The 14,719-nt window shown below is 60.5% G+C and carries 15 protein-coding genes; 4 read left to right on the top strand and 11 right to left on the bottom strand.

What is annotated here, in order from left to right:
- The 4 genes from rplS to rpsP all read right to left on the bottom strand — a co-directional run.
- Positions 1 to 254 (bottom strand): 50S ribosomal protein L19 (gene rplS, locus ACFFAR_RS09845; RefSeq protein ID WP_375507821.1); only part of this gene is annotated, 254 nt, incomplete at its 3' end.
- Between the two features lie 135 nt (positions 255 to 389).
- The gene (gene trmD / locus ACFFAR_RS09840; protein ID WP_062000006.1) at positions 390 to 1,160 is read right to left on the bottom strand and encodes a tRNA (guanosine(37)-N1)-methyltransferase TrmD; all 771 of its coding nucleotides are present in this window, start codon (positions 1,158 to 1,160) and stop codon (positions 390 to 392) included.
- Between the two features lie 33 nt (positions 1,161 to 1,193).
- Positions 1,194 to 1,901: a ribosome maturation factor RimM gene (rimM, locus tag ACFFAR_RS09835; RefSeq protein ID WP_375507820.1), complete on the bottom strand. Its 708-nt coding sequence runs from the start codon at positions 1,899 to 1,901 to the stop codon at positions 1,194 to 1,196.
- 79 nt (positions 1,902 to 1,980) lie between these two features.
- Positions 1,981 to 2,235 (bottom strand): 30S ribosomal protein S16, encoded by a 255-nt coding sequence (gene rpsP / locus ACFFAR_RS09830; RefSeq protein ID WP_047844837.1) that lies wholly within the window; start codon positions 2,233 to 2,235, stop codon positions 1,981 to 1,983.
- A 362-nt stretch (positions 2,236 to 2,597) separates the two neighbouring features.
- On the opposite strand from rpsP, the gene ACFFAR_RS09825 reads away from it, so the two are divergent.
- Positions 2,598 to 3,092: an NINE protein gene (locus ACFFAR_RS09825; protein WP_062000008.1), complete on the top strand. Its 495-nt coding sequence runs from the start codon at positions 2,598 to 2,600 to the stop codon at positions 3,090 to 3,092.
- A 52-nt stretch (positions 3,093 to 3,144) separates the two neighbouring features.
- Here ACFFAR_RS09825 and ACFFAR_RS09820 read toward each other — a convergent pair whose 3' ends face one another.
- Complete coding sequence (locus ACFFAR_RS09820) at positions 3,145 to 4,281, bottom strand: PA0069 family radical SAM protein (protein ID WP_174363356.1); 1,137 nt, start codon at positions 4,279 to 4,281, stop codon at positions 3,145 to 3,147.
- An 81-nt stretch (positions 4,282 to 4,362) separates the two neighbouring features.
- Positions 4,363 to 4,851 carry an Lrp/AsnC ligand binding domain-containing protein gene (locus tag ACFFAR_RS09815; RefSeq protein WP_075359654.1) on the bottom strand — a complete coding sequence of 163 codons (489 nt, stop codon included), beginning with the start codon at positions 4,849 to 4,851 and terminating at the stop codon, positions 4,363 to 4,365.
- A 150-nt stretch (positions 4,852 to 5,001) separates the two neighbouring features.
- On the opposite strand from ACFFAR_RS09815, the gene ACFFAR_RS09810 reads away from it, so the two are divergent.
- A complete protein-coding gene (locus tag ACFFAR_RS09810; RefSeq protein WP_174363357.1) occupies positions 5,002 to 6,294 on the top strand; it encodes a D-amino acid dehydrogenase in 1,293 nt (430 codons plus the stop codon).
- Positions 6,295 to 6,377: 83 nt separating this feature from the next.
- Here ACFFAR_RS09810 and ACFFAR_RS09805 read toward each other — a convergent pair whose 3' ends face one another.
- The 3 genes from ACFFAR_RS09805 to ACFFAR_RS09795 all read right to left on the bottom strand — a co-directional run bounded on the left by ACFFAR_RS09805 (position 6,378) and on the right by ACFFAR_RS09795 (position 9,941).
- Positions 6,378 to 8,168 carry an acyl-CoA dehydrogenase gene (locus ACFFAR_RS09805; protein ID WP_062000011.1) on the bottom strand — a complete coding sequence of 597 codons (1,791 nt, stop codon included), beginning with the start codon at positions 8,166 to 8,168 and terminating at the stop codon, positions 6,378 to 6,380.
- A 74-nt stretch (positions 8,169 to 8,242) separates the two neighbouring features.
- Positions 8,243 to 9,178, bottom strand: a complete 936-nt coding sequence (locus tag ACFFAR_RS09800) for an electron transfer flavoprotein subunit alpha/FixB family protein (RefSeq protein ID WP_062000012.1) — start codon at positions 9,176 to 9,178, stop codon at positions 8,243 to 8,245.
- A gap of 13 nt (positions 9,179 to 9,191) precedes the next feature.
- Positions 9,192 to 9,941, bottom strand: coding sequence for an electron transfer flavoprotein subunit beta/FixA family protein (locus tag ACFFAR_RS09795; RefSeq protein ID WP_062000013.1), 750 nt, complete (start codon positions 9,939 to 9,941; stop codon positions 9,192 to 9,194).
- A gap of 263 nt (positions 9,942 to 10,204) precedes the next feature.
- On the opposite strand from ACFFAR_RS09795, the gene ACFFAR_RS09790 reads away from it, so the two are divergent.
- A complete protein-coding gene (locus ACFFAR_RS09790) occupies positions 10,205 to 11,101 on the top strand; it encodes an alpha/beta hydrolase (protein ID WP_375507819.1) in 897 nt (298 codons plus the stop codon).
- A gap of 6 nt (positions 11,102 to 11,107) precedes the next feature.
- Here ACFFAR_RS09790 and ACFFAR_RS09785 read toward each other — a convergent pair whose 3' ends face one another.
- Positions 11,108 to 12,031 carry a histone deacetylase family protein gene (locus ACFFAR_RS09785; protein WP_062000938.1) on the bottom strand — a complete coding sequence of 308 codons (924 nt, stop codon included), beginning with the start codon at positions 12,029 to 12,031 and terminating at the stop codon, positions 11,108 to 11,110.
- A 302-nt stretch (positions 12,032 to 12,333) separates the two neighbouring features.
- Between ACFFAR_RS09785 and mltB the strand changes: the two genes are divergently transcribed.
- Positions 12,334 to 13,503 carry a lytic murein transglycosylase B gene (gene mltB, locus ACFFAR_RS09780; protein ID WP_062000015.1) on the top strand — a complete coding sequence of 390 codons (1,170 nt, stop codon included), beginning with the start codon at positions 12,334 to 12,336 and terminating at the stop codon, positions 13,501 to 13,503.
- A 70-nt stretch (positions 13,504 to 13,573) separates the two neighbouring features.
- Here the strand turns inward: mltB and cysM are convergent, their stop codons facing one another.
- Positions 13,574 to 14,476 (bottom strand): cysteine synthase CysM, encoded by a 903-nt coding sequence (gene cysM, locus ACFFAR_RS09775; protein ID WP_062000016.1) that lies wholly within the window; start codon positions 14,474 to 14,476, stop codon positions 13,574 to 13,576.
- Positions 14,477 to 14,719: the final 243 nt, after the last annotated feature.

Below are 14,719 nucleotides of genomic sequence, written 5' to 3'. Positions count from 1 at the left end.
AGCAGCGGCGAGTAGGTCTGGAACGTACGCTCGACGCCTTCGCCCGACGAAATCTTGCGGACGATGAAATTCGAGTTCAAACCACGGTTGCGCTTCGAGATCACGACGCCTTCGTAAGCCTGGACACGCTTGCGCGTACCTTCAACCACGTTGACGCTGACGATCACCGTATCGCCGGGGGCGAATTCGGGAATCGACTTCTCGCCGAGTGCGCGCGCGATTTCTTCTTTTTCGAGTTGCTCAATCAGATTCATTACTGACTCCTGGAGCCATCTTGCCGGAGTTGTTTGCCATGTTGGTGGCCCCGGTAGAGGATGGGTTCACATCTGGCGCCGGCTTGATTCAAGCATGGCGCCGCCCTTTGTCCCGCTTCGAACCTGGCTGAAAGCCTACTGCGCCTTCGACCCTTCCTTGGCGAGACTTGCAAGCCATGCCTCGTCGGCACGGCTCAACATCTTATTCCTGCGCGCCTTGTCGATCAGATCAGGCCGCTTTTCCTGCGTATTCTTCAGCGATTCACGCCGGCGCCATGCTTCGATTTCCTTGTGATGGCCGCCAAGCAGCACATCCGGAACCCGCACACCGCCGTATTCTTCCGGGCGCGTGTAGTGCGGACAATCGAGCAGCACATCGACAAAGCTGTCCTGCACCGCCGACTGCGAGTCGTTCAGCACGCCGGGCAACTGGCGCACGACGGCGTCCATGAGCGCCATGGCCGGCAATTCACCGCCGGACAAAACGAAGTCGCCAAGACTGATTTCTTCGTCCACCACACGATCGATCAAACGCTGGTCGATCGCTTCATAACGGCCGCACAGCACGATCATCCCGGGCTCCTGAGCGATTTGCATCACACGCTCATGGTCCAGCGTCTTGCCTTGCGGCGACATCATCACCACACGCGTGCCGCTGATACCCTGCTCTGCCTGCGCCGCTTTCGCAGCCGATATTGCGTCTTCCAGGGGGCGCGCCAGCATCACCATGCCCGGGCCGCCGCCATAAGGACGATCGTCGATGGTCCGGTAATTGTCCGTGGTGAAATCGCGAGGATTCCACGTGCGCAGACCGAACCGTTCCTGCTTGACTGCCCGGCTGGTAATGCCCCAGTCGGTCAGCGCGCGAAACATCTCGGGAAAGAGCGTCACGACGTCAAACTGCATCGCCCTCTCCTTGTGATCGGTGATTCCGATAAATCAATAGTCGACATCCCAATCGACGACAATCTTTCGCGCCGCCTGGTCCACTGTCTTGACAAACACGCCTACGAACGGGATTAGCCGCTCGCCGGTAATGGGCGAGCCGTCCTTGCCCGCAGTCGGAAATTCCACGCGCATGATGGAATGCGCGCCATTGTCGATCATGCCCGCAACCTGGCCGAGGGCCACGTTCGCTTCATTCACGACATCCAGGCCGATCAGATCGACCCAGTAGAATTCGTCTTCGCCAGAGAGCTTCGGGAAGTCGCTGCGCAACACATGGATAGTGTGGCCGCGCAACGCATACGCTGTATCGCGATCGTCGCAGCCGGCAAAATGCGCGACAACCGTGTCGCTATGCACTTTCGACTGCAGGCAACGAACCGACTTGCGCTCATTCCCCTTGACCAGCCACCAGCGCTTTGCAGCAAGCATTGCGTCGCCGCCGTGCCCTGCATGCGCGTGCGGCGCAATCTTGACCCAGCCCTTGAGGCCGTAAGCATCAACGATGGCGCCGACTTCGATTGCGTCGTCGGGCAATGCTTCGACGGCCTCGATTGAACCCGAGTCGTCCAAAGCGTCGATAGCCACGCGACGCGCTGCCGGCTTGCGGACAAATGCGCCAAACGTGGCATCGTTCTGCTCAGGCTTCTCGCCACGTGCGGCTTTCAAACCTGAGTCTGAAGCAGAATCACGCGTCGACATAAGCCAGTCTCCCGCAAACATCGGCAGCAAAAATCGGCCGGATCACTTGGACCCGAGCGATCGACTGCAGCAACCGCACTTAAGCAGCCGGCTGAGCTTGTTGCGATTGCTTGACCAGACGGGCAACCGTCGGCGACAGTTGCGCGCCGTTGTCTTGCCAGTACGTCAGGCGGTCCTGAGCGATGCGCAGCGCTTCGCCTTTAGTCGCGACGGGGTTGTAAAAACCCACGCGTTCGATGAAGCGGCCATCACGGCGGCTACGCGAATCGGTTGCAACGATGTTGTAAAACGGGCGCTTCTTGGAGCCGCCACGAGCCAAGCGGATGATAACCATGCTGAAATCCTTGAAAACCGGGGTTCGGAACTACCAAAACACGCGATTATAGCGGCAAAACGATGCCTTAACAAACACTTGCATCGATTAATCGAGATGAGAAGGGCTGCTTTGCGTGGTGTTTGACGTACAGCCAATAGTCGCAAAGCACCGTGCGCCGGGCTTTTCGGGAGTTCCACGCAGGTTTTAGGAAGACAGATAACGGATTCGAGCAGGAAGCGTTCTTCGGCGCGTGGTCGCGAATCGGCGAGCGCCTGCTTGGACCCGCGGCTGCGGCGTAGAATGCCGCTTCAGAGCGAACGTTTCGTGTCTCGTGTCTCCCCGCCCTTACCTGCCTTCAACGCTTCTCTTTCAGCTTCCCGATGAACAACCCGTCGTCCACTGTAACGCATCCTTCCAATCCGGCGCCAAACGGACGCTTCCGTTCGAAAACGCTGACCGCCGCGCTTGCCTTCTTTCTTGGCAGCATTGGCGCACATCGCTTTTATTTGTACGGTTTGCGCGACAAATTCGGCTGGGCGCATATTGTCGGCCTTCTGCTCGGCCTCGTGGGTTACATGCTGCTCGCCGCGACCGAACGCGCGTCGGTACTCGGCTGGGTGCTCGTCGTGCCCGGCGCGGTTTCGCTGCTGTCAGCGTTTCTGTCGGCGATTGTCTATGGCTTGCGGCCGGATGAAAAATGGGACGCCCAGTTCAATTCGCAGACCGGACAACACAGCGACTCAGGTTGGACCGTGATCTTCGTCGTGATCTTCTCCCTGCTATTTGGCGCGTTCATATTGATGGCCGGTCTCGCGCTTACCTTCCAGACGTACTTTGAAGGCCAGGTTCAGGCGGCGAAAGAGCTGTCGCAGTAATTTGCCTAACGGGGTCGTGAAGGGTTCGCGAATCCGGTCCCATTTAGAACAGCTAGAACAGCTTCATCTGCGGACTTTCCACGACGGGCTGCTTCGGCACGCTCTCGCCGCGCCGGAACGCCGACATGTCCAGAATGCCGCGATGCCGCTGGTTCAGCCCAAGCCGTCGCGCGGCATGGTCAAAACGCTGCTTGAGCATGTCGGCCCATAGTCCTTCGCCTTTCATACGCTTCGCAAAATCCGAATCGTAGTCCTTGCCGCCGCGCATATCGCGCACACGGCCCATCACGCGCTCTGCCCGATCGGGGAAATGCGCCGCCAGCCAATCCTTGAACAACGGCGCGACCTCCCACGGCAGCCTCAAGACAATATAGCTCGCGCTCCTTGCACCGGCTTCTGCGCAGGCTTCCAGCACGCGTTCCATATCGGGTTCGGTGACGAAGGGAATCATGGGCGCGACGCTGACGCCGACCGGGATGCCCGCTTCGGCAAGTGTGCGGATGGTCCGCAGCCGTCTGGCCGGCGTTGCCGCGCGAGGTTCGAGCGTGCGGGCAATGTCGGCGTCGAGTGTGGTGATGGTCACCGCCACCATCACCTGCCCTTTCTGCGCCATGGGCGCCAGCAGGTCGATATCCCGCTCGACCAGCGAAGACTTCGTGATCGCCGCGAACGGATGCCCCCGCTCGCTGAGGATTTCAATGACGCGCCTCGTGATCCGCAAGTTCCGCTCGACGGGCTGATACGCGTCCGTATTGACGCCGAGCGCTATGGGCTCGGGTTGGTAGGACGGCTTGTCCAGTTCGTGCTCGAGCAACTCCCCGGCGTTGATCTTCGCGTAAATGCGGCTTTCGAAATCGAGTCCCGGCGACAATCCCAGATAACTGTGCGTCGGCCGGGCGAAGCAATAGATACATCCATGCTCACACCCACGATAAGGATTCAGCGATACCCCAAACGGAATATCAGGCGACGAGTTGCGTGTGAGGATGCTCTTCGCACGCTCCTCGAACACTTGAGTGCGCAGCGCCGGTGCGCCTTCTGCCTCGCCGTCCTGATCCGTATGCGTCCAGCCGTCGTCGACCCGCTCGCGCTCGTCCTTCTCGTAGCGTCCCTGAAGGTTCGTGACCGCGCCTCGGCCTTTGAGCGGCGCGGGCGGAGCAACGGGATATTCAGAGTCATGCAGAGCCATGATCGAAGCTTGGAAAAGAGCAAAACACTGTATAAATATACAGTAAATCTGGTCTTTCGCAAGCGGCCTCAGGTGGAGGGATCAGTCCGCTACGGCAATGGCAAGACTCTCCTTGATCTCCTCCATGACTACATAGCTTTTGGATTGCACGGCCCCGGGAAGCTGCAGCAGGATATCGCCAAGCAGTTTCCGGTAATCGGCCATTTCGCCAATACGCGCCTTGATCAGGTAGTCGAAATCGCCGGAAACGAGGTGGCATTCCAGAACCTCGGGAATGCGCTGCACCTCGCGTCGAAACTGCTCGAACATGTTGCCGCTCTTGTGGTCGAGCGTGATTTCGACGAACACGAGCAGTGACGCCCCCAACTGATGCGGGTTCACACGGGCGTAATAGCCGGAAATGACGTCGTCCCGCTCCATGCGTTTTACGCGCTCGATACACGGCGTTACCGACAGCCCGACCTGCTCCGCGAGTTCCTTCATCGCGATGCGGCCATCCTGTTGAAGGATCCGCAGAATCCGCCGATCGATCTTATCCAGCTCCCGCACCGAATTTCGTTGAGTTCTCATTCGATTCAACCAAAAAGTAAGCAAATACAATAACAAAAACTACCGCTCTCTCAATACTATAGTCGATACCACTATGTAACCCGCTACTCAAACGGCTTCACGAAAAACGAAGCAATGACCGGCGGAATGTCACTTTGCACGGAGCAAGACATGCAAGTTGTAATCTTGGGAAGCGGTGTTGTCGGAGTGACGAGCGCCTACTATCTGGCCCGTGCGGGGCACGACGTGACGGTCATCGACCGTGAAGCCGGGCCAGCGCTCGAAACGAGTTTTGCAAACGCAGGGCAGATCTCACCAGGCTATGCATCGCCATGGGCGGCTCCCGGCGTGCCGCTCAAAGCGGTGAAGTGGATGTTCGAGAAACACGCGCCGCTCGCCATTCGCCTGGACGGGACATCGTTTCAGTTGAAGTGGATGTGGCAGATGCTGCAGAACTGCACGCAGGACCGCTATTCGATCAACAAGGGCCGCATGGTTCGCCTGGCTGAGTACAGCCGCGATTGTCTGCAGGCGCTGCGTGCGGACACGGGCATTCAATATGAAGGCCGGACCGGCGGCACGCTGCAACTGTTCCGCACGCAGCAGCAACTGGACGGCGCGGCGAAGGACATCGCCGTGTTGCGCGACGCGAACGTGCCCTTCGAACTGCTCATGCCTGCCGACCTGCATAAGGCGGAGCCGGCGCTCGCGGCGGTATCGCAGAAACTGACGGGCGGTTTGCGCCTGCCGAACGACGAAACCGGCGACTGTCAGAAATTCACCACGCGTCTTGCCGCCATGGCCGAACAGCTCGGCGTGAAATTTCGCTACAACACGCCTATCGATGCCCTCGCAGTCAGCGGCGGCCGTGTCGCCGGCGTGCAGTGCGGCGGCGAGATGATCCGCGGCGATTCTTACGTGGTCGCGCTCGGTTCATACTCCACCAAGCTGCTCGGCGACCTCGTCAAGATTCCGGTTTATCCGCTGAAGGGCTATTCACTGACGGCGCCTGTCGTCAATGAAAGCGCCGCGCCGGTTTCCACCGTGCTCGACGAAACCTACAAGATCGCGATCACCCGTTTCGATGACCGGATCCGTGTTGGCGGCATGGCGGAAATTGTCGGCTTCGATCAATCCCTTCGCCAGGCGCGCCGCGAAACGCTCGAAATGTGCGTGAACGACTTGTTCCCCGGCGGCGGCGATACGGCGAAGGCGTCGTTCTGGACCGGCTTGCGCCCCATGACCCCGGACGGCACGCCGATCGTTGGCCGTACGCCGATCGCGAATCTGTACTTGAACACGGGACACGGCACGCTCGGCTGGACCATGTCGTGCGGCTCCGGCCAATTGCTGGCGGACCTGATGTCGGGCAAGCAGCCGGCGATCCAGTCGGACGATTTGTCGGTGCATCGTTATTTGGGCGAAGCGCGTGCGAGCGGCAGGCCTGCGTACGCAAGGGCATGACCTGAAAACAAAGTATAGAAACGTAAAAGGCCGTCCCCGCGAAGGGACGGCCTTTTAATTTGCGCTGCGCCGAACGAAGCAAATCAGAACTGTTCTTCGCGCATCGCGAGATACCCTTCCTGCCCGTTGGCGCTGACGATCGATGCTTCGATGCCCGGCGCCTGCGATAAAACATGCTCGGCAAAGAACTGCGCCGTGGCGATCTTTGCGCCATGGAACGCTTCGTCTTCTGCGCGCTTGTCCGAGGCCACCAACAGCGCCCGCGCCATCTGCCAGCCACCGAGCACGATTCCCGCGAGCTTCAGATAAGGCACACTGCCCGCAAACACCGCGTTTGGATCGCTTTTCACCCTTGCGACCATGAACTCGACCACGCGCGCCAATGCGAGACTTCCCGCGCTCAAATGCCGGTGCATGGACTTGAACGCCTGGCCCTCACGATCGGCCAACAGCGCGATGGTCTGGTCCATCTGCGCAAGAATCGCCAATGCGGTCGCGCCGCCGTCGCGCACGGTCTTGCGGCCGATCAGATCGTTCGCCTGGATCGCGGTCGTCCCTTCGTAGATGGTGAGAATGCGTGCATCTCGATAATGCTGGGCCGCGCCCGTTTCCTCGATGAAACCCATGCCGCCATGAACCTGCACGCCGAGGCTCGTGACATCGATGGAAAGCTCCGTACTCCAGCCCTTCACGACCGGCACGAGAAATTCGTAGATGGCCTGATGCTGTGCGCGAGCGGCTTCGTCCGGATGGTGATGCGCCAAGTCGCAATGCGCCGCCGCCACGTAGGCGAGCGCGCGCGATGCTTCGGTCAGCGAACGCATGGTCAGGAGCATGCGGCGTACATCCGGATGATGAATGATCGATACCGGCTGCTTCGCCGAGCCATCGACCGGGCGGCTCTGCACGCGATCTTTCGCAAACGCGACGGCCTGCTGGTAAGCCCGCTCGGACACCGCCACGCCCTGCAGCCCGACCGCAAAGCGTGCGGCGTTCATCATGATGAACATGTACTCGAGCCCGCGATTTTCCTCGCCGATCAACTCGCCGACCGCGCCGCCATGGTCGCCGAATTGCAGCACGGCGGTCGGGCTCGCCTTGATCCCGAGCTTGTGTTCAATCGAAACGCAATGCACGTCGTTGCGCTCGCCGAGCTGGCCGGTTTTATCGGTGAGAAACTTGGGGACGATGAACAGCGATATGCCCTTCACGCCATCGGGCGCACCGGGCGTGCGCGCAAGCACGAGATGGGCGATGTTCTTCGCCATGTCGTGCTCGCCGTAGGTGATGAAGATCTTCGTGCCGAAGAGCTTGAACGTGCCATCGCCTTGCGGCTCGGCGCGCGTGCGCACGAGCGCGAGATCGGAACCGGCTTGCGGCTCGGTGAGGTTCATCGTGCCGGTCCATTCGCCAGAGATCAGCTTAGGCACGTAGAGCTGCTTTTGCTCCTCGGTACCGGCCGTGAGCAATGCTTCTATAGCGCCATCGGTCAGCAGCGGACACAACGCAAACGACAGATTCGCCGCATTCAACATTTCGATACACGGCGTCGCGATGAGCTTCGGCAAACCCTGCCCGTCGTATTCGACAGGATGCAGCACGCCTTGCCAGCCGCCTTCGCCGAATTGCCTGAACGCTTCTTTGAAGCCCGGCGTGGTGATGACTGCGCCGTCTTTCCATGCGCTCGGATTCCTGTCGCCCTCAACGTTCAGCGGCGCAACCACTTCGCCGTTGAACCGCGCAGCTTCTTCGAGCACGGCGCGGGCGGTGTCGAGGCTTGCGTCCTCGAAACCCGGCAACGCCGAGATGCCTTCAATGTCCGCGAGTTCCTTCATCACGAACAACATGTCCTTGACGGGCGCGTGATAGCTCATGCTTGTCTCCCCCACTAGATATGAAAAGGGGCGCACATGCGTCGCCCCTTTTTTAGTCCTTCCTGACCAGCCGATCAGCCCAGCTCTTTCACCAGATCCGGCACCACCGTGAACAGATCGCCCACGAGCCCGTAGTCCGCGACACCGAAGATCGGTGCTTCAGCATCCTTGTTGATCGCGACGATGACCTTCGAGTCCTTCATCCCGGCCAGATGCTGAATCGCGCCCGAGATACCGACGGCGACATACAGATTCGGCGCCACGATCTTGCCCGTTTGCCCGACCTGATAATCGTTCGGCACGAACCCGGCGTCGACCGCTGCACGCGATGCACCCAGCGCCGCGCCCAGTTTGTCGGCGAGCGGTTCGAGCACTTTGGTGTAGTTCTCGCCGTTGCCGAGACCCCGTCCACCCGACACGATGATCTGCGCCGACGTCAGTTCAGGCCGGTCCAGCTTCGTCACTTCGCGGCTCACGAACTTCGAGATGCCGGCGTCAGCAGCGGCTTCGATCTTCTCGACCGATGCACTGCCGCCTTCTGCTGCAACCGGATCGAAACCCGTGGAACGCACGGTGATGACCTTGATGGCATCGCTCGATTGAACAGTTGCGATGGCATTGCCCGCGTAGATCGGACGCTCGAATGTATCGGCGCTGTCGACCGCCGTGATGTCGCTGATTTGCGCGACGTCCAGATGCGCTGCGATACGCGGCGCGACGTTCTTGCCGTACGCGGTTGCCGGAGCCAGGATATGCGAATAGTTCTTCGCGATCTGCAACACCGTCCCGTCGATATTTTCGGCGAGTCCGTCGGCAAGCTGGGGTGCATCGGCCAGCAGCACCTTCGATACACCCGCGATCTTCGCGGCGGCATCGGCTGCTGCCTGCGCGTTCGCACCCGCGACCAGCACGTGAACGTCGCCGCCAATCTTCGATGCAGCCGCGATGGTGTTCAGCGTTGCCGGCTTGATGGATGCGTTGTCGTGTTCTGCAATTACAAGAATGGTCACTTTCTCAACTCCCTCACAGAACCTTGGCTTCGGTCTTCAGCTTCTCGACCAGCGTCTTCACGTCCGGCACCTTCACGCCTGCGGAGCGCTGCGGCGGTTCGGCGACTTTGAGCGTCTTCAGACGCGGCGTGACATCCACGCCCAGGTCTGCCGGCTTGATGGTTTCCATCGGCTTTTTCTTGGCCTTCATGATGTTCGGCAGCGTGACGTAACGCGGCTCGTTCAGGCGCAAGTCCGTGGTGATCACGGCAGGCAAGGTCAGCGACAGCGTTTCCGACCCCCCGTCGATTTCGCGCGAAACCGAAACGCGGCCGTCGGCCACAGTTACCTTCGATGCAAACGTCGCCTGCGGCAAACCAGCCAGCGCGGCGAGCATCTGACCGGTCTGGTTCGAGTCGTCGTCAATGGCTTGTTTGCCGAGAATGATCAGTTGCGGCTGTTCCTTGTCGACCAATGCCTTGAGGATCTTCGCGACCGCCAGCGGCTGCAATTCCTCAGTCGATTCGACCAGGATCGCACGATCCGCACCGATGGCCATGGCCGTGCGCAGCGTTTCCTGGCACTGCGTCACGCCGCACGACACGGCGATCACCTCGGTCGCCACGCCCGCTTCACGCAGGCGCACGGCCTCTTCGACGGCGATTTCATCGAACGGGTTCATCGACATCTTCACGTTTGCGATATCGACTGCACTGCCATCCGGCTTTACCCGGACTTTCACGTTGTAGTCGACCACGCGTTTGACTGGTACCAAGATTTTCATGCACACGCTCCTGAGTTACGAATACGTCACCAATCCCATTATAACGAGTGACTCCGGTCATCGAACGCTAACGGCGGATCGGTGACAACCGGCCGCTGGAGAATTCCTCAAGCTTAAGACAATCGCCAAAGCTTATTCTTTACAGAACGATCGTACTATTTTACGCTTATCTTGCCTGCCAGGACAATCGGGGATTTGCTCTAGACGCTTTGCACGCGGCACAGACGCTATCATCGGCGGCATCCCGAGCCACCGAAATCGCCATGCCGAAAGTCGAGCGCAGCACGTATTCCACCAGCAGCATTGCCACGCGCGATGGCATCGACCTCTATCTTCATCGATGGGAGGCCGCTCCTTCGTTTCCCAAACCGCTTGCAAGGATCGCGCTGGTTCACGGACTGGCCGAGCACGCGCGGCGCTATGAGGCGCTGGCGTTGCGGTTGAACGCGGCGGGTATCGAGCTGATCGCGATGGATCTGCGCGGTCACGGCAAGTCGCCGGGCGAGCGCGTGTGGGTGAATACCTTCGACGAGTATCTGCTCGATACCGACGCCCTGCTCGCCGCCGCTAAAACGACCGTGCCTCTGGACGTTCCGTTGCTGCTCATGGGTCACAGCATGGGCGGTGCAATCGCCGCGCTGTATGCAGCCGAGCGGTTGCCGGAAAGCGGGCGCACGCTTGCGGGCCTGATTCTCTCGAGCGCGGCACTGAAGATGCCGGCCAGTGCACCCCGCTGGAAACTGGCGATGGGAGGCACGATCAGCCGCTTCATGCCGCATTTTCCAGCAATGACTATCGATCCCGCCACGTTGTCCCGTGCGAACGGCGTAGTCGAAGCAAACCGGCGCGATCCGCTGGTTCATCACCAGGCGATTCCGGCGCGGACCGTGGCGGAGATCGGCATGGCGATGGCGCGCATTGAAGCCGGACGGGCATCGATCACATTGCCGTTGTTCGTTTTCCACGGCACGCGGGACGCGCTGACGAACCCCGACGGCAGCCGCGAATTCGAAGCCCATGCCGGTTCGACGGACAAGACGCTGTTGATGCTGGAAGGCAGTTATCACGAGACGCTAAACGACCTCGACCGTGACCGTGTGATCAAGGCGTTGATCGACTGGACGCTCGTGCGCGCGGATCTTCAGCGCATGCGCATGTAACGCGGTTCAAATCTCGGCGAGCGCGCGCACATGCGCGACCACGCTGCGCCCGAGCGCCGAGAGGTTATAGCCGCCCTCGAGCGAACTCACGATACGCCCCTTCGCATGCCGTTTCGCCACGGCGCAAATCTGCTCGGTGAGCCACGTATAGTCGTCCTCGACGAGACCCATGTTGCCGAGATCGTCCTCGCGGTGGGCATCGAAGCCTGCCGAGACGAAGATCATCTCCGGCTTGAACTCATCGAGTTTCGGCAGCCACATCATGTCGACGGCTTCACGTACAGCCATGCCTTTCGTACGCGCGGGCATCGGCAGGTTGACCATGTTGGACGCGTGATTGTCGGCGCCGCTATACGGGTAGAACGGGTGCTGGAAAAAGCTGCACATGAGCACGCGCGGGTCGCCGCAAAACGCGGCTTCGGTGCCGTTGCCGTGATGCACATCGAAGTCGATGATCGCAACGCGTTGCAGACCGTGCACCTCGAGCGCATGACGCGCCGCAATGGCGATGTTGTTGAAAAAGCAGAAGCCCATGGCGCGAGCCGGTTCCGCGTGATGTCCGGGCGGACGCACGCTGCAGAACGCGTTGTCGTACGTGCCCGCAATCACCGCGTCGGTTGCCGCGATCGCCGCGCCCGCCGCACGCAACGCCGCCTGGTAGCTGCCCGGCGACATCAGCGTATCGGGATCGATTTCCGCGCGTCCTTCCAATGGCGCGGTCTCTCTCACAAAGTCGATATGCGCCCGCGTATGAACCCGCGCCAGATCGTCTTCACTGGCAAGCGGCGCTTCTTCGCGCTCGATCAATGCATCGATACGGCTGCCGATCAACTGGTCTTCGATCGCCTGAAGGCGCGCCGGACACTCGGGATGCCACGGCCCCATGTCGTGAAGAAGGCAATCTGGGTGGGTATAGAAGCCGGTAGCCATAATGTTTGCCGCGCGGGGCCTGGCCGCTCGCACGTGTCTCGAATCGTTCAGGTGTTTTTGTCGTACGCGATGCGGGTATCAATCGGTTGAAGCATGGGGCGGAAGCCGGATCGCGCGGGTTCTTGGTAAGTTACCACACTGAAATCGATACGCATGGGAACACCGCTTTTGTATGCTTGCGCGCCATTTGAAGGGCTTTCGGGATAGCCTCGAAAACACGTCGGTTATACTGATCCGACTCTCGTATGCCCCGCGCGCGTTTCCCGCGTGCCTCGCGTTACATCGCCACAATTTCGCACACTATGACCTTCAAGTTTGCTTCGTCCGTCTTGCCTCTTTCGGCGCGATCCGCGCGCCTCGCCTCAATCGCCTGCCTTGTTGGCGTGATCGGCACACTCAGTATCGGCCAGGCGGTGGCGCAAGGGTCGCCTCAACCCGCGGTGCCGCAAGGGCAAGACTTCGAAGAAGAGATCGTGCCGCAGCGCTACGCGAACAACCCGAATGTAGATGCGTTCATCAACGATCTCGTCGCGCGCTACGACTTCGATTCCGGCTCGCTGCACGCACTCTTTAACCGCGTGAGCTATTCGGCAACGGCGGTCAAGCTGGTCTTGCCGTCGCCCACGCCTGCTACCAAGAACTGGCGCGCCTATCAGTCGCGTTTCATCGAGCCGGTGCGCATTGCGGCCGGCGTGAAGTTCTGGCGCGCTAACCAGGCGGCATTGCAACGGGCATCGGATCAGTATGGCGTGCCGCCCGAGGCGATTGTCGGGATTATCGGCGTGGAGACCATCTATGGCCGGTACATGGGTAACTTCCGCGCGCTCGACGCGTTGACCACGCTGACCTTCGACTACCCCAACACGCCGAATCGCGACGAACGTCAGGCGACGTTCCGCAAGAATCTCGAAGACTTGCTGGTCTGGACGCATGACCAGCAAATCGATCCGACTACCGTGCTGGGTTCGTACACGGGTGCTATCGGCATTCCGCAATTCCTGCCCAGCAGCATCGTGAAATACGCTGTCGACTTCGACGGCAACGGCCACATCGATCTGCGCACGAGTACCGCGGACGCCATCGGCAGCGTGGCGAATTACCTGAAGCAGCACGGCTGGGAGTCCGGACGTCCGGTGGTCTGGAAAATCGCAGGCGATGTCGGCAGCCAGGGCATTGCGCAAGCCGCCGCCGACGGGCAGCCCGAACCCCACTGGTCGCTCGCGCAGCTCACCAAAGCGGGCATGCTGATGGGCGAGCCGGGAGTCAATGTGTCGACGGAAGCAGGCACGCCGGTGACGGTGGTCGATTTACCGACACCGGGCCGGGCAACCGAGTACACGCTGGGGCTGAAGAACTTTTACGTGCTGACCCGCTACAACCGCAGCTTCTTCTATGCGCTCGCCGTGTATCAGCTTGGTGAAGCGGTGAAGGCGCAGATGAATGCCGGCGGAGCGGTAGCGGCTTCGCGATAATTCAGCCTTCGCTCAGACGTTAAAAAGCCCGGACTTGTCCGGGCTTTTTAACGTCTTCTTTTCACTGATATCAAGCCGGAAACACACCCGTCGACAAATACCGGTCGCCGCGATCGCAGACCACGAACACGATAGTCGCGTTCTCGACCTGACGCGCCACGCGCAGCGCCACTTCACACGCGCCCGCGGCCGATATGCCGCAAAAGATGCCTTCCACCGACGCCAGCCGCCGCGCCATGGCTTCAGAGGCCGCCTGGCTCACGCTTTCCGTACGATCCACACGGCTGCGATCGAAGATCTTCGGCAGATACGCCTCTGGCCATTTGCGGATGCCCGGGATCCGCGAGCCTTCTTCCGGCTGTGCCCCGACAATCTCGATCTTCTCGTTCTGCTCCTTCAGATACTGCGACACGCCCATGATCGTGCCGGTCGTGCCCATAGCGGAAACGAAGTGGGTGATGCGCCCTTCCGTGTCACGCCACAATTCCGGACCCGTTGTCTCGTAGTGAGCGAGCGGGTTATCGGGATTGGCAAACTGATCCAGGATGATGCCTTTACCGTCACGCTGCATTTGCTCGGCCAGATCGCGTGCGTATTCCATGCCGCCCGTCACCGGCGTGAGCACGATTTCCGCGCCGTACGCGGCCATGCTCTGGCGGCGTTCCACCGACAGGTCTTCCGGCATCAGCAATACCATCTTGTAGCCGCGAATGGCGGCGGCCATGGCGAGTGCAATGCCCGTATTGCCGCTGGTCGATTCGATCAGCGTGTCGCCAGGCTTGATACGTCCGCGCTCTTCCGCTTTCTTGATCATCGATAACGCCGGACGGTCCTTCACCGAACCCGCCGGGTTATTGCCCTCGAGCTTGCCGAGAATCACGTTGTTGCGCGCGCGAATCTCGTCGTCCGGAATACGGACCAGTTGAACCAGCGGCGTATTGCCGATGGTGTCTTCAATAGTTTTGTAAGCCATAGCGGGTGTGTTGCAGAGCGTAGAGCTTTTGATTGTAGCCCACGGGTCTTTTTGATGCCGCGCGGCCCTGTTGGGCAGAGGGGCGTACGGGCCTTGAAAGCACCTTCTTGCAAGCCGGGAGTGCATCGGCCAGCCGGCGCGCCAGCCGATGCGTCGTACCGCTCTACTTCTTCACAACAACCGCGCCGGCGGCTGGCTTGGCGGCGGCTCCCGCAGCGGGCTTCCCTGCTGCTGGAGCCGCCG

Origin of the sequence: uncultured Caballeronia sp. (assembly GCF_964243625.1) — a bacterium.
Taxonomy (GTDB): Bacteria; Pseudomonadota; Gammaproteobacteria; order Burkholderiales; family Burkholderiaceae; genus Caballeronia.
This window is presented reverse-complemented; position numbering and strand designations above follow the sequence as displayed.